Below are 19,429 nucleotides of genomic sequence, written 5' to 3'. Positions count from 1 at the left end.
ACGTCGCGACCCCCAGGAGACGAACCATGACCGAGACACTCGAATTCACCCTCCCGCCCGCCCTCGAAGCCCACGAACCCCCGGAGGCCCGCGGTAGAACCCGCGACGGCGTCCGGCTCCTGGTCGGCCGCCGGGCCGGTGGCGAGGTGAGCCACCACGAGTTCCGCGCTCTGCCGGACCTGCTGCGTCCCGGCGACCTGCTGGTGGTCAACACGTCCGCGACGCTGCCCGCGGCCGTCCGGCTGGACAAGATCGCCGTGCACTTCTCGACACCCCTCCCGACCCCCAGCGCCGCGGCGATGTTCCCCGTCGAGACCGCCGCAGAAGCGCTCGCAGCCACCCCCGCGGCCGTGCCTGTGCCTGCATCCGCAGCCACGCCCGCGGTCGGCGCGGAGGCGGACGGCGGTGACCGGCTCTGGCTGGTCGAGCTGCGCCGCCGGACGGGCAAGGCGAGCGTCCCCTACGGCGGCGGCTGCCCCGGCGAGTGGATCCCGATGCCCGGCGGCGCGACGCTGACCTTGATCGGACGGCGGACGGAGCGCCTCTGGGAGGCCCGTCTCAGCACCGACGTGGTCCCGTACCTGCGGGCGTACGGAAGGCCGATCCGGTACGGGTACGTGCGCCGCGACTGGCCGACCGCCGCGTACCAGACCACGTTCGCCCATGACCGGAGCACCGGCAGCGCGGAGATGCCCAGCGCGGCGAGGCCGTTCACGCCGGAGCTCGTGACCCGGCTGGTGTCGGGCGGCGTGCTGCTCGCCCCGATCACCCTGCACACCGGCGTGGCCTCGCCCGAGGCGCACGAGCCCCCGTACGCCGAACGGTACGAGGTGCCCGAGCAGACCGCCGATCTCGTCAACCACGTCCGGGCCCGTGGCGGCGACGTGATCGCGGTCGGCACGACGGCCGTCCGCGCCCTGGAGACCGCCGCCGGCTCCAACGGGCGCGTCCAGGCCTCCAGCGGCTGGACCGAGCACATCATCACGCCCGAGGACGGCGTACGCGTGGTGGACGGCCTGCTCACCGGCCTCCACGAGCCGAAGTCCTCGCACCTGATGATGCTGACGGCCATCGCCGGTCACGATCTCCTCAAGAGCACCTACCAGGCCGCCCTCGACGAGAGCTACCTCTGGCACGAGTTCGGGGACCTCAACCTGCTGCTTCCCCGTTGACGTCACCCGCGCGCACCCGGGAGTTCACCGTGCGATCGTCCGGATGCTGGACGGCGTGCGCGTCCGTTCACCCGCGGCCGGTACCGTGGTGACCAGCATGGACGGGACAGAACAGCGCACTCTGCTCATCACTCTCACCGGCCGCGACCGCCCCGGCGTGACATCGCGGCTGTTCAGCACGCTCTCCGGGTTCCCGGTGACGGTCGCCGACGTCGAGCAGGTCGTGATCCGCGGACGGCTCGTCCTGGGCGTCCTGATCGCGTACGGGGACGGTGCCGACATCGGCCAGGTGTGGACCGCGGCCGAACGGGTCGCGACCGACCTCGACATGGAGATCGAGCTCTCCACGGGCAAGCTCAAGACCATGCCGCGCCGCCGCGGCCGCCTGCACGTGACCGTGCTCGGCGCCCCGCTGAAGCCCGCCGCCATGGCCGGGATCGCGGGCCGCATCGCCGCCAACGGCGCCAACATCGACCGCATCGAACGCCTCGCGCACTACCCCGTGACCTGCATCGAGATGGACGTCTCCGGCGCCGACCCCGAGGCGTTGCGCGCCGGTCTGGCCATCGAGGCCGCCGAGCAGCAGGTCGACGTGGCCGTCCAGCACGGCGGGCTGCACCGCCGCGCCAAGCGGCTCATCGTGATGGACGTCGACTCGACCCTCATCCAGGGCGAGGTCATCGAACTCCTCGCCGAGCACGCGGGCTGCCTGCCCGAGGTCGCCAAGGTCACCGAGGCCGCGATGCGCGGCGAGCTCGACTTCGAGGGCTCCCTGCGCGAACGGGTCGCGCTCCTCGCCGGGCTCGACGCCTCGGCGATCGACGCCGTGCGCGACAAGGTCGAACTGGCCGCCGGAGCCCGCACGCTGGTCCGGACGCTCAAGCGCCTCGACTACAAGTTCGCGATCGTGAGCGGCGGATTCACCCAGGTCACCGACGCCCTCGTGGCCGATCTCGGCATCGACTACTCGGCCGCCAACACCCTGGAGATCGTGAACGGCAAGCTCACCGGCGGCGTCGTCGGCCCCGTGATCGACCGCGCGGGCAAGGCCACGGCCCTCGAACAGTTCTCCCGCGAGGCCGGGATCCCGATCAACCAGACGGTCGCGATCGGCGACGGCGCCAACGACCTCGACATGCTCCAGGCCGCCGGGCTGGGCATCGCCTACAACGCCAAGCCCGTCGTACGCGAGGCCGCCGACACCGCCGTCAGCTTCCCCTACCTCGACACGATCCTTTTCCTCCTGGGCATCTCCCGCGACGAGGTGGAGGCGGCCGACGCCGCCGACGCCCCGCGCCCCGCCTAGGGCGTATCTCAAAGCCAGTTGCCCGACGCCCGAGGCAGCGCACCCTGCCTCCGCCCTCCTACCCGGCCCTCCGCCGACACCGACCCGGACTCCCGCTCCCGGATCGATGGGGCGACACCCCGCTTTACCGCTGATCGTCCGTTCCGAACCGGTGAGTGGTGATACGGGCGATAAGGACGAGGCGTCCGTGATCAAGGTGACGATCGCGGGTACATCGTGAGCGGGACCGGGACCTCGGATCAGGGGGTGGGCAAGAGTGCTGTGGGGTGCGCGCGAGGCCTACGCCAAGATCGAAGGCCGGGCGGCGCCCTTCTACGGGCTCGCCTCGTCGCTCGCCCTGGCCCTGCCGCTCCTCGCGGGCGCTCTGACGGGCCATGCCACCGAGGGTTCGATGATCGCGCTCGGGGCCTATCTGGTGTCGCTCCGGGCGCCTGAGGGGCCGTACGGGGCGCGGGCCCGCAACCTCGCCGCCGCCACGATCGTCGTCGCGGTCGGGGCGACCATCGGCGGCCATCTGAGCGGCCACATCTGGCTGGCCGTCGCCGTCGTGCCGCCGATCGTGGCCCTCGGGAGCTCGGTCGGCTGGATCGGCCCCACGGCCGGGCTGGCGGTCCTGCTGACGGCCGTCCGGCCACGCGCGGAGGACGTGGCGTTCAACGGGTTCCTGGAACTGCTGGGCGGGGTCCTCGTCAGCGTCCTGCTGCTCCTGCCGTGGACCGCGCTAAGGCTGCGCCCCCTCCGCACAGCCCTCTCAGAGGCCGCCGAGGCGGTGGCCGAGGCGCTCGACGCGGTCGCCCAGGACATCGGCGCCCCGGACGCCAGCGCCCTGAACGCCGTCGACCTGACCAACCCCGATCTCGCCGCCGTCGTCCACAAGCCGGACTGGGAGGAACGCCGCCGGGCCGCCGCCCGTGCCCTGACGGCCGCACGCACGACGTACGGCCTCTACCGGGCGGGCCGCGGCGGCCAGGACGAGCCGACCCGTCCCGAACGGCTGATCGAGGCGCTCGCCAGGATTCTCCAGGAGACCGTCGCGCTCCGGGCACTGGTGGAGGCGGCGCGCCGGAGACCGCCCGACCGCGACTGGGAGATGGAGGTGCACGTCGCGATCGCGGCGCTGGCGGCACGGTTGCGCCTGCTGGCCGGGGCGACCGGGACGACCGGCCAGACCCCGCTCGGCAGCGTGGAGTCCGCGGCCATCCGGCGCCTGGGCAGGCAGAGCGAGGTGATCCGGCGAGCCGGTCTCGCCGGTGACGAGGACCTGGTCGCGGCGGCGCTGATCGGCCAGATCCGGCGTTCGATCGACCGCATCGCGGGCAGCATGGAGTCCGCCCGCCGGATCGTCGCGGGCGGCCTGCGGATCAGCCTCGGCCTGCCCCGGCCCCTCGACACCAAGGGATCGGTCTGGGGCCGCGCCGGAACCGCCGTGCGGACACGCTCTCCCACGTTCAGGCAGGTCACACGGGTCAGCCTCGCGGTCGCCCTCGCGATGGCGCTCGTCGCGGCGCTCAACCTGCCGCACGGCCACTGGCTGACGATCACCGTCATGCTGTGCATGCGCGGCACGTACGGCGACACCATCGAACGGGTCGTGCAGCGAGTGGGCGGCACCGCGATCGGCAGCGCGATCGCCGCCGTCCTCCTGGCCCTGGCGCCGGGACAGGTCACGGCCACAGTGGTGCTCTTCGTGTTCGCTCTGGCCGCGTTCGCCCTGCGCTCGGTGAACTTCACCTACTGGGCGCTCTTCGGGACGCCGCTGGCGATGATGCTGATGGACTTCTCCGTCCCCTCGGACTGGACCGCGGCCGGCGAACGGATCGCCCTGACGATCGCGGGCGGGCTCGTGACCGTACTCGCGACCCGTCTGCTGTGGCCGGCGGGGTACGCCGAGCGGCTGCCCGTCCAGCTCGGCCACCTCCTCGGCGTCCACGCCGATCTGGCGCGGGCGACGGCCGCCGTGGTGGAGGACGAGCACGAACGCCTGCCGCACGACAAGGTCATGGCGGCGGAGCAGGCCACCGAGGCCATCACCGAAGCCCGCAACCGCCTCGCCAAGGAACGCGTGCCCGACACCGAACGCATAGCGTGCCTGAGAGCCGCCGCCCAGACGGCCCACCGGGTACGCGACCACCTCATCGCGGTGGCCCGCATGTCCCGCGAGGAAGAGATCGACAGCGGCCCCGCCCCCCGAATTTTGGACCGCATAGCCGATCAGCTGGAAGAAGCCGCAGCCGCCCTAGAAGACCCACCCGAACCCACAACAGAGACCGCCGCCCCAGCCCCGGACGCCTCCACACCGAGCTCCTCCGTCACCGCACCGGACATCTCGCCGCCCGCGCCGGCCACGTCCGCCCTCGCGTCCGACGCCTCCATACGCGTTCCGGACACATCCGTTCCCGCACCGGACGCCGCAGGATCCACTCCGGACACGTCCGAGGCCGACCGCCGCCTGGACGAGCAGTTCGCCGACCTCGACACCTACCTCTCCAAGATCGCGCGCAGGCGCCGTGCGGAGGTCGAAGCGGGCGTGGAGACCGACGCCTTCACTCCGCTGCGCCACACCCTGCTCCAGGTCTCGGGCGTCCGCTACGCGCTCCGATCCCTCCGCGGCGACGCCGACGACCTGATCGAATCGGCGCTGGCCGCCAGCCGCCCCGGCCCGCCCGTGGAGGACAAACCCGCGAGGTAGGTTCAGCCCTTGGGGGTACGGGTCAGCGTCAGCGTGCCGGCTCCGCGCCAAGCTTCGGCCCAGGGCACGGTGAGCTCGATGACGGCGAGCGCGCAGGTCGGGAACGCGTCCGGGGCGTCGCCGGTGAGGTCGTGCACGAGCTGGTGCACCGAGGGGTTGTGCCCGACGAGGAGCAGCGTCCGTACGCCATCGTCGGTCTCGCGGACGAGGGACAACAACGTCTCGGGCTCGTTGTCGTAGATCTGAGCCTCGAAGCTCACCTCGGCCTGGAGTGCGAGTCCATCAAGGGTCTCGCGGGTACGCACGGCCGTGGAACACAGCACCCGGTCAGGGACCAGATCATTGTCCCGCAGCCACTCACCGGTCGCCGCGGCGTCCCGCCGGCCGCGATCGTTGAGCGGGCGGTCGATGTCGGCGAGCCCAAGGCCCGCGACGGCCTTGGCGTGGCGAAGCACGATGAGCGTCGGCATAGCCGCCACCCTAGCCCCGCGATCGCCCGCCGCGCCGACGGGCAGTCCGTCAGGGGGCGACCATCGCGCCGATTCCCCAGAGCACCAGCATGATCCCGAGCATGCCGCCAAGGATGATGGCGAACCCCTTCGGCCCCGACATCGTCGACTTCCCGTCGCTCACCGCCACGCCTCCCATCCTGAAACATCAACCGGCCCCGCGTACAGCGTACGACCACCCCTCCATGCTCCCGACACCACCCACACCCAGCCAGAGCGAACACACCGCCCGCCCCGCCTGCACAAGCAAACGGCCCCGGCGTCGACAGCATGAGCGGACACCGAGGACGAGCAGGCGAGGGCTGGCAGCGAGGAACCGTTGGCTGCACCCGCGCCACGAGCGGAGGACAGCAAACGCGGCGGGTGGCTCCCGGACGGCGGGAGCCGGACCCACCTGGTGGACGCCGGACGCGGCCGGCCAGACACGAGATGCGGAGGTCGGACATGCGGGCTGGCGGCGCGGCAGGAGGGATGCTAGGCGCGACGGAGGGACTGCGGACGCGGCGGAGGGCTGGCTGCGGCGGGCCAGGGGGCAGAGGCGGGGTGGGCGGGGGGCTGCGGCGGGCCTGCGGTCACGGTGGGGCGGGCACGCGAAGGGGCCGGTGGCTGGGTGCCACCGGCCCCTTCGGGGTGCGTTGCGGGTCAGGCCTTGTTGGCGGACGACTCGCGGTCGGAGTCGGGACGCGGCTTGGGCGGCGTCTCGGCCCCTTCGGCGGTCTCGGCGGGCGGGGCCGCGGCGGCGCCCGACTCGACCTCGCCGGCGGTCTCGGCCCCGGGGACGGTGCCGGTCGTGGTGCCGCCGACGACCGCGGGCTGGCCCTCGCCCGAGCCGATCGGGTCGGCGCGGCGCTTGGAGAGCACGATGGCGCCGACGACGACGATCACCGCCGCCCCGGCGACGCCGATGCGCAGCGGGACGTTGCCCGCGTACGTCACGACGGCGTCGGCGATGAGCAGCGCGACCAGGTTCATGACCTTGATCAGCGGGTTGATCGCCGGACCGGCGGTGTCCTTGAACGGGTCACCGACCGTGTCACCGATCACCGTGGCCTCGTGGGCCTCGCTGCCCTTGCCGCCGAGGTGCCCTTCCTCGACGAGCTTCTTGGCGTTGTCCCAGGCGCCGCCCGCGTTCGCGAGGAACACGGCCATGAGCACACCGCACGCGATCGCGCCGCCGAGGAACGCGCCCAGCGGCGCGTACCCGAGGCCGAAGCCGACCGCGATCGGCGTCAGGATGGCCAGCAGCCCCGGCGTGGCCAGCTCGCGCTGGGCGTCCCGGGTGCAGATGTCCACGACGCGGTCGTAGTCGGGCTTCTCGGTGTAGTCCATGATCCCGGGCTTGGTGCGGAACTGCTCGCGCACCTCCACCACGACCCGGCCCGCCGCCCGGCTGACCGCCATGATCGCGAGCCCGGAGAACAGGAACACCACGGCCGCACCGATGATCAGCCCGATCAGCACGTTCGGGCTGTCGATGGAGATGTTGAACGTGGCGAAGTCACCGAGCGCGTCCTTGGCGTCGTCGGACGCGTCTGACAGCGCGCTGACGACGGTCGTACGGAACGAGCCGAACAGCGCGGTCGCCGCCAGCACGGCCGTCGCGATCGCGATGCCCTTGGTGATCGCCTTGGTGGTGTTGCCGACCGCGTCCAGGCGTTCGAGCACCGCGGCGCCCTCGCCCTCCACGTCACCGGACATCTCGGCGATGCCCTGCGCGTTGTCGGAGACCGGGCCGAAGGTGTCCATCGACACGATGACGCCGACCGTGGTCAGCAGGCCGGTGCCCGCCATCGCGACCGCGAACAGCGCGACCGTGGTGTTGCCGAAGCCCAGCAGGAACGCCCCGTACACCGCGCCGGCGATGACGAGCGCGGTGTAGACCGCCGACTCCAGGCCGAGCGAGATACCGGACAGGATCACCGTCGCCGGGCCGGTCCGGGCGCTGTCGGTGACCTGTTGCACCGGCTTGCGGTTGGTCTCGGTGAAGTAGCCGGTCAGCAGCTGGATGGCGCTGGCCAGCACGATGCCGATGATCACCGCGCCGAGCGCGACGACCTGCGGGTTGGCGTCCAGTCCGAGGATCTTCGGGTCCGAGACACCGGAGAGCTCGTCGAACGAGGACGGCAGGTAGGCGAACGCGGCCACGGCCACGAGCACGGCGGAGATGATCGCCGAGATGAAGAAGCCGCGGTTGATCGCCGACATGCCCGAGCGGTCCTTGTCCCGGGGCGTCACCGCGAAAATTCCGATCACGGCGGTGATCACGCCGATCATCGGCACGATCAGCGGGAACACGAGCCCCTCGGTGCCGAACGCCGCCGTGCCCAGGATGAGCGCGGCGACGAGCATGACCGCGTACGACTCGAACAGGTCGGCCGCCATGCCGGCGCAGTCACCGACGTTGTCGCCCACGTTGTCGGCGATGGTGGCGGCGTTGCGCGGGTCGTCCTCGGGGATGCCCTGCTCGACCTTGCCGACCAGGTCGGCGCCCACGTCGGCGGCCTTGGTGAAGATGCCGCCGCCGACTCGCATGAACATCGCGAGCAGCGCGGCGCCGAAGCCGAAGCCCTCCAGGACCTTCGGCGCGTCGCCCTTGTACGCCAGCACGACCACGGCGGCGCCGAAGAGCCCGAGGCCCACCGTGAACATCCCGGCGACGCCGCCCGTGCGGAAGGCGATGCGCATCGCCCTCTTCTCGCCGCCTTGCCCTTCGCGGGCCGCCGCCGCGACCCGGACGTTGCCGCGGACCGCGAGCCACATGCCGACGAACCCGGTGATGGCCGAGAACGCCGCGCCGATGACGAAGAAGACCGAACGCCCGATCCGTTCACCGGTCGAGTCGGCGGGGAGCAGCAGCAGGACGAGTGGAATCAGCACCACGAAGACCGCGACGGTGCGGAACTGGCGTTTCAGATAGGCGCTCGCGCCTTCTTGCACGGCCCGAGCGATGCTCTGCATCTTCTCGGTGCCCTGGCCCGCGGCCAGTACCTCTCGTACAAGACCTCCGGCGACGGCCAGTGCCAGCAGGGCGACCACTCCGACGACGACGACCAGTGTGAGGTCGCCGCCGCCGAGATCCACTTCTGCGCTGGCCGGGCTTGACAGGGAAAGCCCAGACATCCGTCCTCCTCGACAGGGGCGTGCGATCTTCGATCGCCGAAAAGACGATCTCTACCGCGTACCCCGCGGAGGGCGATTTGACGCCTCACGACGGCAACGCGGGTGCCGGGAGTCTACGCAGGCCAGGTCTGAATTAGAAGCCTGCCGGTTCCTTAATGAGGCCGAAATGAAAAAGCAATCGACTTTACGCCGCGATTTGACCTGAAAGTGCCGAGAAACAGAATCTCCGCAGGTCATCAAGGGGCAGCCAACTCTATCCCCGACGATCTTGACATGAACCGGGTGACCTGCCGGGAAAGCGCCGGTCTCACCACATACCAGCCGAACCGGTTTTCAGTCAGCCAGTAACCCCAATTACTAGCCGACCTAAACCATATTTGAAGATCGACTCGGAAGACGATCCCATAGCCCATTTCCTCGTCCGCCACCGGGGCCCCTTTAGCCGCAACCGTCACACCACCCCCAGTTCTCTCTCCCGTAACCAAAGCCCCCGCAACTTCCGATAAGCCCTGACCCCGTCCCCCAACCCATCCCTGACTGTCACCAAGCGTCCGAGTGGCCGCGCTGCGGCAGTGGATGCGCTGGCTGTGTTGCAGCAGGCGGTACATGGGCTGACCGTGTTCCGTCAGCTCCCTGGGTCAGGACGTGTGACGGGCGGGGCGTTGGGCCCTTAGCAGGGCGGTCAGCAGGATGAGGCCCGCGCCGATCGCGAGGACGTATTCGATCAGCGCTACCGCGGGGTACTCGCGGGGCTCGTAGTCGCCGGGGCTCAGCAGCGTCAGCGGGAGTTTCCAGGAGTTCCAGGCGAACAACGAGCCGGACGCGGCGAAGGCCAGAACCGTGGGCACCCACCGGCGCAGCCGAGGCGATCGGCGGCGGCTGATCAGATGAACACTCCAGGCGGCGACCAGTGCCCCGGTGCCCCACGTGCCCATCAGCAGCTTGGCGTTCCGGTCCAAGGGGTCGCCGCGTCCGGTGTCGAAGCCGAACGTCCCACCGAACGCCCAGGAAAGCCACAACACTCCCAGAGCGACGCTCACCGCCATCGCGACCCGTACGAGAGGCAGGTTTCGCGGGGGAGCCGTGCGGCCGTCGTCGAGCCGTCCTTGGAAGACCCGCGGAAAACGCTCCAGCATGTAGATCGGAAGAGCGATCGCCAGGCCCACGGCCATCCCCACGAACCCGATGGAGATGAAGATCCCCTCCCAGACGGGCATCGCGTCCCCGTCGTCGCCGCCGCCCGAGCCGCTTAGCGCGGTGCTCAGGAGCATGAACGGGATCATCGGCACCAGGAAGCCGGCCCCCACCCACGCCACCAGCACCAGCGGCCCCGCGGGAATCTTGAATCCCCAGGGTCGGGCGAGCGCCATGGCCAGGGCGATCCCGATCACCGCCATGCCGACCGTGACCACGTTCAGCAGCAGCCAATCGGCACCGCTGATCTTGGAGCCGTGGCCCGACAGCGCGGCGACCACCCAGATGATCTTGACGAGGAGATACAGCGACAGGGTCGAGGCCGCTCCGTACCCGGCGAACCTTCTCGTCGCACTCCACCGCGTCCCGATGACCGGCTCACCGTCCATGCCGCACCCCGTTCGTCGTGCCCAGAACACTCGTGACCTCGAGTGTCCTGAAGCACCGGCGCGGCGGGCCTCCCCCGCGAGACCCGCCGCCTTCCCCCGAGAGAGGGATCCCGGCTACTCCGACGCGACGACCCCTAGCGACCCGCCGCGATCTCGTCGAGGACGTCGGTGTAGCGGGCACGGCGATCAGGACGGGCGCGGCCTGCGGCGTGCTTGAGCGCGGGGACGGCCGGCTCCCCGATGACGACGAGCCCCTCGGCGGCGGCGGTGCGGACGGGAGCGCGCTTGTGCGAGAGCAGGGCGATCAGGCCGGGAATCGCCGGTTCCCAGGCGGCGTGGCTCAGCGTCCTGATGGCCGAGCGGACGACGTCGGGCTGCGGATCGTCCAGGAGCCGCTCGGTCTGCTCCAGGTAGGCGGGCCGGTCGAGAACGACGCGGGAGACGCGGTGGGCATGCAGTCTGACCCGTGTCTCGGGATGGGCGATCAGCTCTGCGAGCAGTTCCTTGAGCTCGGGATCGGTGGCGTGGCGTTCGGCCAGCTGGGTGAGCGCCCGCCTGACCTCGGCGGGGCTACCTTCGCGAGTCCTCTGCAACAGTTCTGCTCTGGACGGCTCAGGCGACGGAGGCTTGCGTTCGCGCAGGGACGAGAGCGCGACCTCATCTTCGCTGGCCGCGCCAGGGGCTCGCAGCGGACCATCGACCAGGACGAGCTTGTCGGCCAGATCGTCTCGGCCCTCGCCGCGCAGACGCTGGACGGTGCGGGTCAGCGCGGGAGTACGGGTCAGCGTCCGGCCGGAGACGAGATCGAGGAAGCCCCAGGCGCCCGCGTCCAGACGGGCGGAGAGAGCGGCGGCGACGACGTCCGCGGGCACTCGGCGCAGTGCGGACGCGACCGCGTGGCGGACGGCGGGGCCGCCGTGCTCCCAGGAGGAGACCAGGCGCGGTACGAGTCGATCGATCTCGGACGCGGGCTGGGCCATGGCCGCCAGGCGCGCGGCGCGTTCCGGATACTCCACCAGGTCGGTGTCGGTCATCACGGCGAGCGCGGAGGCGGGGACGGCATCGATCCGGGATTCCAGGAAGGCGCGGAGAAGCGCCCGGCGGACATCCGGTTCGGGCCAGTCGAGAAGGGCCTGGGCGGCGACCTCGCGCCGAGCGCCGTCGGGATCGTCCAGCATGGTCAGGAGGCGTTCACGCTGCGCCGCGGAGCAAGGCTGGTCCAGATCGTCGGGGCGCGGGACGCGCGTCTCCGGCGCTGCTCGGCGGGCCTCCTCAGCGATGGTCCAGGGCGGCGCCCCGAGCGGCTGCACCTCGATCATCTGGTCGAGGAGCGCGGGCCGGGCGTCCGGTGGGGCTTCGGAAAACTCACTGATCAGCGTGTTGAGGCGCGAGGGATCCTCGTCGTCCACACCGAACGCCTCCCGGAGGACGGCCTCCTGCGTCAGCCAGGTATTGGGACCGCTGCGCGCCAGCGCGCGATCAAGGTCGGACCTGGTCAGGACGGCGTCGCAGCGCCGGAGCAGGACGATCGCGGCTCTGCCGAGCGGCAGCCGCCGCAGGTGATCGGCCGTCTCCAGCTTCCGGACGGGATCGAACCGGGCGATAACCTTGTCGAGCAGCTCCAGGAGAACGTCGTCGCCGGGCAGCGCGTCCACCAGCGTCCCGGACGACCGGGCGAACGTCTCGATCTCCGCGTCCGACCAGGGCGGAGGGCAGATCCAGAGCGTGAACCGCAGGGCCTCCGGGTCGCCGTCCGCGAGATCCAGCCAGTTCGCCAGCAGTGGCCGTAGCCGCAGGGAGGCGGTACCGGCGGCCACGACACGACGCGCGATCGCGGCGTTCCAGGGGCCGGACACCAATGCGTCCACGTCCGAGAGCGGCCGGGCGGGCGGAGCGCTCTCCAGGGGACGGAGCAAAAGAGTTCTGGTGCGTTCATCCGTGGTGCGGTCCGCGGCGGCGACAAGGGTGGCGGCGAAGGCGTCTCCGAGGATCGCGCGCAGTGCCTCGGTGAGCGCCTCGCGCAGGCCGGGATTGTCGTGACGGCCGAGCCAGTCCAGCAGCTTGGGCACGGCTTCGGGCGCGCCGGCGCGGACGAGGGCGACGGCCGCGGTCTTCTTGACGTTCATCACCGGATGGTCGAGGCAGGCGGCGATCGCGGGCGCGGCCCACGACGCGCCGGCCTCCCCCAGCGCGACGAGCGCCTGCCGTACGGTCTGCGGGTCGTCGGCGGCGGTGAGCGGGATCAGGCTCGCCGACAAGGCCCGCGCGTCCCCGGCGTCGCGCGCGATCAGCGCGATCGCGTGCTTGCGGACGTGCCGATCCCGATGCCGCAGCAGCGGATGGACGCGTGCCCTGATCCGGCGGTAGGGGATGCGAGACAGAAAGCCGAGCAGTACCGCCTGCTCCTGGGACGTGAGCCCAGGACGTTCTAGGAGGTCCAGGGCGATGCTCGCGGCGAGCGCATTCCCGGCCTCGTCCTCGTCGGCGGCGTCCAGCAGGCAGCGCGGCCGGATGGCGCCGCGCCGGAAAAGCCGCCCGCCGAGGCCTCGGATCGCGGTCACGACCTCGTCCGGCACCTGGGGTTCAGGGCCCGCCGTCCAGGAATCAACGAGGTCCGACACGACCCGCAGCAGCAGATCAGCGATCACTGCTACGGAGGCCACATCGCCGTTGCGAGCGATCCGGCAAAGCGCCTCAACCGGCTCGCCAGGGGCGGAACGGAGCAGGGCGAGCTCACGCGGATCCGGTCCGCCCAGGTCGGCGGCGATACGTTGCGGCAGGTCCCGCGGATTGAGGCGCTCCAAGATCGATCGCCGGTCGGCCGGGTCTTCGCTGAGATGCCAGAGGAGTTCCAGGGCGCGGTGCCGGAACGGGTTCAGGTAAGGGTCCCGCCCGAGCCCCGCGCGCAGCGCAGCGACGGCCCGCGCACCACCAACGGCCTCCAGCGCGTCGAGCGCCGCCCGCGGTGAACGAGGCAGCAACTCGATGACGATCTCCTCAGCGGCCTCATGCCGCAACGTCCGAACAGCCCGCAAGAACGGCGCCGGATCGTGGGCGACGCGAGCCAGATCGGCAACAACGTCCCCCACCAACGGCTCCCGGACACCCTGCGCATCAAGCGCAACAAGCAACTCAAGCCAGCGCGAACCCCCCACCAACTCCGAACCACGCCCCGCCCCCGCCTCGCCGCCGCACGAACCCTCAGCCGACTCAACGCCACGCGCGCCCCCAGCCGCCAACTCGCCCCGCGCACCATCCGTCCTCACCCCAGAGCCGCCCGCATCCTCCGCCGCCAACTCAGGGCCAGGGGCACCACCCACCGCCTCTTCGGAGCCGCACTCACCCCCGGCCCCCTCAGAACGGCGCACACCGCCCGTCCCCAACGCAAGGCGCTGCGCCCCCAGTACCGAGCGGCACGAATCGTCGGCCTCCACCTCGGAGCCGCGCGCGCCATCGGCAGCCAACCCGCGGCGGCAAATATCCTGCGCCGCCAACTCGGAGCGGCGGGCACCGTCCGCCAGTTCGCGGACGGCCTCGTGCCTGACTGGATAGAGGAGGGTGGCGATATCGCTGGCGGGAACCGAGTGATCGGCGAGTGCCAGGCCCACGATCGCCGGGACGTCACGTCCGGACGGGAAGTGACCGCGCCGATGCAACCCCAGCAGGCAAGCGATGGCGGGCCTGGCGAGCAGCAGCGGGTCCTGCGCGGCGACGCTGAGCAGATCCGTCACGTCATTCCGGGTCGCCAGTTCGCCGAGCGCCTCCAGCGCCCGCTGCCGCGGCTTCGGCGGCCATCCCGAGTCGGCGGCGACGTCCCAGAGCAGGGACTTGTGCCCGTGCCGGGCCGCGACCTCGATCGCCGCGTCGGCCGGTCCTGTTTCGAGGAGGCGGCGAACACGCTCGTGCGGGAGCGGGTCTAGCGCCGCCCAGGGCTCGGCGAGTTCGCGCAAGGCGTCCGGAACGTCGACGGCGAGCTCCACGACGAGCACCCGCGCCCGGCGCGCCGACAGAAGGGCCGCATGCAGCGCCTCGCGCGTGAGCCGGAACGCCTCCGCTCGCAGCACGACGTCGGGACGTCCCGCCAGCTCGCGAACGAGCACCTCGGGGTCTTCCACGTGCACCGCGCCAACCCCGCGCACAGCGTGGTAGAGCAGATCCCCAGCCGGCTCGTCGCGCACGGCCGCGGGCCGGTCGGCGATCTCGGCGCTCAGCCACGCGATCTGGACGGGGACCGGCAGATCGGCAGCGCGCCAGTCAGGCCAGGACCGGACGTGCTCACGCAGTCGCAAGTAGATGCGCGCCAGGGCGAGCGCCGCCTCGGGCGACTCGTCTAGGAACGTCGGCAGCGACGAGGCGTATGCGGCCCGCTCCTCGTGATTGCCCGCATCAAGGTGTGCGACAAGGCGCACGAGCCCGGACCGCCGCACCCGCGCGTCCTCATGCCCGATGAGTGCCGTCAGCTCGGCGGCCAACCGGGGATCCCTCGATGTCATGGCAACCGATCCTAGGATCGGGACGATCTGGACACCCCTCGATATTCGCCGTGCACCGCACTGCGAAGTCGAGGCGGCTGGCGCAGCCAGGGCTGCTGCTGCCTGCGACGACGCACCATAAAGCAGTGCGACGTGCGCTCACAAAACGAACGACAGGTCGCCCTCGCCTCAGCTGCCGAATCCCACGCCACCAACCTGGAGCACAGGTTCTCCCGTTGGCGCTCGCCCCACCCGTTCATGGCCGATCAGGTCCTCGGCACGGGCTCTGCGGCGCGGTGGCGACTCCGGTCGCCCAGCCGTCGTCGGTCGCAGCCGGTGTTGGTGCACCAGCGCGCATCCGGCCGGGATCTCGCGTGACGAGCTGGCTGACGCAGATGTGGAACTGCGATTGCGCGCGATCGGATCTCCATCACGCGTGCTACCTGGAGCTGCTGCTCGAAGCGGCCGATGGACGCTCGGTTCGCCGCATTCCTCGCCACTCATCGCAAAGTATCGACTCGCCAGCCTTCAGAGCGAGATCAGTGAGTTCGGCGCGCAGCTTGCGTAGTCCAGGCTCGAGGCGCCCCTGCGCCCTGCCCACAGTGGGTACGTCTCGCGGGCCTGCACATCACCCCTGGACCAGCCATGCGTTTCCTCATCGCCTTTAGTGCCGTGTGGACATGCCAGAGGCCCCGCCATTGGCGGGGCCTCTGTTTTCGGGTCTGTTCCGGCTCAGGCCGGAGCGCCTGCCTCTGCCGGCCAGCTCATACGGATCTGAACGCCCTTGGGGGTTGACTCGATCTCCACGTCGTCGGCCAGACCGGCGATGACGGCCAGACCGAGCTCCGCGGCCCCGTCGTCGAGAAGGAAGTCCGGCTCGTCGGACGCCGCGACCGGGGGAAGGCCGCCCGCGGCGTCGTCACCCGGAACGGTGTCGCTCACCACGACCTCGAACCGGCTCCCCGCACCGTTCAACTCCAACCGCACCGGCTCGTCCGGGCAGTGCCTGCGATGCGCCTCCACGGCACGGGAGCACGCCTCGCCTACCGCGAGCCGCACCTCGTCGAGAAGCGTCTCGGCCACCCCGCTGCGGCGAGCCACAGCGGTGACGATCAGCCGAGCCGTCCGGACGTGTACCGGCAGCGCACTGAAAGAGAGCTCAACGGTCGCCATCTGCGCGACCGCTACTTGGCGCCCTTGCGCTTCTCCTGAGCTTCGGCGATCGAGTCGTGGATGCCGAAGACCTTGGTCAACCCCGTGATCCGGAAGATCTTGAGGATGCGCTCCTGCGTGCACACCAGCTCCAGTGAGCCGTCGTGCGCGCGCACCCTCTTGAGACCGCCCACGAGCACACCGAGGCCGGTGGAGTCGAGGAACTCGACCTTCTCCATGTCCACGAGGAGGTGGAACTTGCCCTTGTTGACCAGGTCGATGAGCTTCTCGCGAAGCTTCGGCGCCGTGTAGACGTCGATCTCGCCCTCCACGTTGATGACCGTCAAGCCATCATCAGTGGTGTAGTCGTTCACCTTCAGGTCCACAGATCCTCCAGCGCCGCCCTGCAAAACTCTGATCCCATACCCCCCGGCGGTTCGGGGGCAACGAGACTCCGCCGTGATTCAATCACGCTCCGGCGCCGTGTACGCGCGTTATCGCCCACTCGGGCGAAAGTTCGCGCGATCCCATCTGACCTGCTGATCCGCCTGTCAAGGCCTGGGGGCAGGGGAGCTCAAGCGCCGGGGCGTTCCCGGGTTTCTGCCCAGCCTGGCAAACTGAAAACCTGATGTCCCCTCAAAGATCTCGTCCCCCTCTGGAACGGCTTCTCGCCGATCCCACGCGTCGCGATCGCATCACCCATGTCGAAAGCGTTCCCGCACGTCAGGGACGTCGCGCGGCGTGGCCGAGCTGGTCTCCGCAGCTGCTGGTGGACCGCTTGACGGCCGCCGGCATCGAGGCCCCATGGGAACACCAGACCACCGCGGCGGAGCACGCCCGAGCCGGCCGTTCTGTGATCATCGCCACAGGTACCGCGTCCGGAAAATCACTGGCCTACCTGCTCCCGGCCATCGCCGCGATCTACGGCGAAGAGGCCACGGTAGGCGACAATCGGTCGGTTCGTTCAGCCACAGGCGAACAGCTTTCCCCGCAAACCGCCCCGCCTACCCCCACCAACGCCGACGCGGGCACCAAGTCCGGCGCGGATGCAGGCTCAGCCTCGGACGCGGGCTCGGACGCGGGTACGGGCTCAGGCGCGGGTACGGGCTCAGGCGTGGGTGCAGGCTCGGGTGCGGGTCCAGGTGCGGGCGCGGCCTCAAACTCGCACGCGAGTACGGGTACGGGTGCAGGCGCGGACGCGGTTGCGGGCTCGGGTCCAGGTGCGGGTGTGGGCTCAGGCTCGGACGAGGGTACAAGCTCGGGCTCGGACGCGGTTGCAGGCTCGGACGCCGGCCCGAGTGCAGGCTCGGGTGCGAGGTCGGGTGCGGGTGCGGGTCGAGCCATCAGGCGTCCACCTGAGGGCACTGTGCTCTATCTCTCACCGACGAAGGCGCTCGCCGCCGACCAGCTGCGCGCGTTGCGGGGGTTGCGGCTGACTCGCGTCCGAGCGGCGACGTATGACGGCGACACTCCGCCGGACGAGCGCACCTGGGTACGGCAGCACGCCAACTACGTGCTCACCAACCCCGACATGCTGCACCGGTCGATGTTGCCGTCCCATTCACGCTGGGCCGCGTTCTTCCGGCGCCTGCAATACGTGATCATCGACGAGGCGCACGGCTACCGAGGGGTCTTCGGGTCGCATGTGGCGCAGGTGCTGCGCCGGCTGCGGCGGATCTGCGCGCGGTACGGGTCGTCGCCCGTCTTCATCCTCGCGTCGGCGACGACGTCCGAGCCCGCGACCACCGCTTCCCGCCTGACGGGGCTGGACGTGGTCGCCGTCGCCGATGACGCCTCGCCGCGAGGCCCCGCCACGTTCGCCCTCTGGGAGCCACCGCTCACCGATCTGCGCGGCGAGCAGGGTGCTCCCGTCCGGCGTACCGCCACCGCCGAGACCGCCGACCTCCTCTCCGATCTGGTCGTCGAGGGCGTTCAGACCCTTGCGTTCGTACGTTCCAGACGCGGCGCGGAGTCGGTCGCCCTCAGCGCCAAGCGCACGCTTGGCGAGGTGGCCCCGCAACTGTCCGAACAAGTCGCGGCCTACCGCGCCGGATACCTCCCCGAGGAGCGGCGCGCACTCGAAGCCGCCCTCCGTTCGCGATTGGTAGTAGGACTCGCCAGCACCAACGCCCTCGAACTCGGAGTTGACGTCTCCGGCTTGGACGCGGTCCTCGTCTGCGGCTGGCCGGGGACGCGGGCGTCGCTGTGGCAACAGGCCGGACGTGCCGGGCGGTCCGGCCAATCCGCGCTCGCCGTTCTGGTGGCGCGGGACGATCCGCTCGACACGTTCCTCGTCCACCATCCCGAGGCGATCTTCGGCACGCCGGTCGAGGCCACCGTGCTCGATCCCGACAATCCGTACGTCCTCGAACCGCATCTCTGCGCGGCCGCCTCCGAGCTGCCCCTCACCGAGGCCGACACCGAGCTCTTCGGCCCGTCCACCGTCGATCTCCTTCCCGACCTCGTGCGCCGCGGGTTCCTGCGGCGCCGGCCGGCCGGCTGGTACTGGACGCGCCGCGACAGGGCCGCCGATCTGGCCGACATCCGCGGCGCGGGCGGCGCCCCCATCCAGGTCGTCGAGGCCGCGACGGGCCGGCTCCTCGGCACCGTCGACGAGGCTTCGGCGCACACGACCGTCCACGAGGGCGCCGTCTACATCCACCAGGGCGAGTCGTTCATCGTCCAGACCCTGGACCTCGACGACTCGGTCGCGCTCGTCGAGAGCGCCGATCCCGACTACTCGACCACCGCACGCGACGTCACCGACATCACCATCGTCGAACGGCTCCGCACCACCGCGTGGGGCGAGGCGACGCTCTGCTTCGGCACGGTCGACGTCACCCGCCAGGTCGTCGCATACCAGATGCGTCGAACTCAAACCGGCGAAGTGCTCGGCGAGAAACCCCTCGACCTCCCACCCCGCACCCTCCGCACACGCGCCGTCTGGTGGACGCTCTCCGAAGAGCAGATCGAGTCGTTCGGCGACCTCGATCTGGCCGGAGCGGCCCACGCGGCCGAGCACGCTTCGATCGGCCTGCTCCCTCTCTTCGCGACGTGCGACCGCTGGGACATCGGCGGCGTCTCCACCGCCGTCCATCCGGACACGGGCCTGCTGACGGTCTTCGTGTACGACGGCCACGAGGGCGGCGCGGGCTTCGCTGAACGCGGCTACTCCGACGCCGCCGAATGGCTCCTCGCCACGCGCAACGCGATCGAGTCGTGCGAGTGCGAATCCGGCTGCCCGTCCTGCATCCAGTCCCCCAAATGCGGAAACGGCAACGAGCCGTTGGACAAGTCCGGCGCCCTGATCCTCTTGGCCGAACTCCTCCGCCAAGCCCCCACCTGAGCCAGCCGGGCACGAGGCGCGATCAGCCCGAGCACACCACGACGGCCACTCCCCGAAGCCCACTCGAGCCGCCCACCACA

10 protein-coding genes are annotated in these 19,429 nt (G+C 70.8%); 4 read left to right on the top strand and 6 right to left on the bottom strand.

Annotation, left to right across the window (positions count from 1 at the left end; all coding sequences use genetic code 11):
- Positions 1-26: 26 nt before the first annotated feature.
- From ACGFNU_RS04680 to ACGFNU_RS04670, 3 genes are all read left to right on the top strand, one after another.
- On the top strand, positions 27-1,172 hold the full coding sequence (locus ACGFNU_RS04680) for an S-adenosylmethionine:tRNA ribosyltransferase-isomerase (RefSeq protein WP_392590160.1): 1,146 nt from the start codon (positions 27-29) through the stop codon (positions 1,170-1,172).
- 97 nt (positions 1,173-1,269) lie between these two features.
- A complete protein-coding gene (gene serB / locus ACGFNU_RS04675; protein WP_392591006.1) occupies positions 1,270-2,478 on the top strand; it encodes a phosphoserine phosphatase SerB in 1,209 nt (402 codons plus the stop codon).
- Positions 2,479-2,734: 256 nt separating this feature from the next.
- Positions 2,735-5,167 carry an FUSC family protein gene (locus ACGFNU_RS04670; protein ID WP_392590158.1) on the top strand — a complete coding sequence of 811 codons (2,433 nt, stop codon included), beginning with the start codon at positions 2,735-2,737 and terminating at the stop codon, positions 5,165-5,167.
- A 2-nt stretch (positions 5,168-5,169) separates the two neighbouring features.
- On the opposite strand, the gene ACGFNU_RS04665 is transcribed toward ACGFNU_RS04670, so the two are convergent.
- The 6 genes from ACGFNU_RS04665 to ACGFNU_RS04640 form a co-directional block, all read right to left on the bottom strand.
- Complete coding sequence (locus tag ACGFNU_RS04665; RefSeq protein WP_392590156.1) at positions 5,170-5,637, bottom strand: SixA phosphatase family protein; 468 nt, start codon at positions 5,635-5,637, stop codon at positions 5,170-5,172.
- Positions 5,638-6,318: 681 nt separating this feature from the next.
- Positions 6,319-8,796 carry a sodium-translocating pyrophosphatase gene (locus ACGFNU_RS04660; protein WP_392590154.1) on the bottom strand — a complete coding sequence of 826 codons (2,478 nt, stop codon included), beginning with the start codon at positions 8,794-8,796 and terminating at the stop codon, positions 6,319-6,321.
- Between the two features lie 638 nt (positions 8,797-9,434).
- On the bottom strand, positions 9,435-10,379 hold the full coding sequence (locus ACGFNU_RS04655) for a hypothetical protein (protein ID WP_392590153.1): 945 nt from the start codon (positions 10,377-10,379) through the stop codon (positions 9,435-9,437).
- Between the two features lie 134 nt (positions 10,380-10,513).
- A complete protein-coding gene (locus ACGFNU_RS04650; RefSeq protein ID WP_392590151.1) occupies positions 10,514-14,872 on the bottom strand; it encodes a HEAT repeat domain-containing protein in 4,359 nt (1,452 codons plus the stop codon).
- Between the two features lie 711 nt (positions 14,873-15,583).
- The gene (locus ACGFNU_RS04645; RefSeq protein ID WP_392590149.1) at positions 15,584-16,024 is read right to left on the bottom strand and encodes an ATP-binding protein; all 441 of its coding nucleotides are present in this window, start codon (positions 16,022-16,024) and stop codon (positions 15,584-15,586) included.
- A gap of 11 nt (positions 16,025-16,035) precedes the next feature.
- Entirely contained in the window at positions 16,036-16,389 is a 354-nt protein-coding gene (locus ACGFNU_RS04640) for an STAS domain-containing protein (protein ID WP_151559424.1), read from the bottom strand.
- A 242-nt stretch (positions 16,390-16,631) separates the two neighbouring features.
- On the opposite strand from ACGFNU_RS04640, the gene ACGFNU_RS04635 reads away from it, so the two are divergent.
- Positions 16,632-19,349 carry a DEAD/DEAH box helicase gene (locus tag ACGFNU_RS04635; RefSeq protein ID WP_392590146.1) on the top strand — a complete coding sequence of 906 codons (2,718 nt, stop codon included), beginning with the start codon at positions 16,632-16,634 and terminating at the stop codon, positions 19,347-19,349.
- The last annotated feature ends 80 nt before the right edge of the window (positions 19,350-19,429 follow it).

The organism is Spirillospora sp. NPDC048911 (genome assembly GCF_043198015.1).
Taxonomy (GTDB): Bacteria; Actinomycetota; Actinomycetes; order Streptosporangiales; family Streptosporangiaceae; genus Spirillospora.
The sequence above is the reverse complement of the archived record's forward strand: the minus strand, read 5'-3'. Positions and strand labels throughout refer to the sequence as shown.